Below are 264 nucleotides of genomic sequence, written 5' to 3'. Positions count from 1 at the left end.
AATCATGAAAAGACTACTGCTTAGCTTATTTATTCTATCTTTGAGCGCGTGTTCTTCGATAGAAAGTGAATTCGACGGTATTGAAGCTACCACGAGTTTAATGCCAAAGGGCGAGACTTATTACGATTTAGTCAGTTTACCATCCCCCCAAGGAAGTATGGTGGCTGCAGTGTATGATTTCCGTGATCAAACGGGCCAATACAAGCCGATACCTTCGAGTAACTTTTCAACTGCAGTACCTCAGTCTGGAACGGCTTTCTTAGC

At 43.2% G+C, this 264-nt stretch carries 1 protein-coding gene; it reads left to right on the top strand.

Going from position 1 to position 264, the window contains the following annotated elements:
- Positions 1-264 (top strand): CsgG/HfaB family protein (locus AAEZ00_RS21500; protein ID WP_351089969.1); only part of this gene is annotated, 264 nt, incomplete at both ends.

Origin of the sequence: Shewanella sp. S1-49-MNA-CIBAN-0167, assembly GCF_040310145.1 — a bacterium.
In the GTDB taxonomy this organism is placed as follows: Bacteria; Pseudomonadota; Gammaproteobacteria; order Enterobacterales; family Shewanellaceae; genus Shewanella; species Shewanella psychromarinicola.
This window is presented reverse-complemented; position numbering and strand designations above follow the sequence as displayed.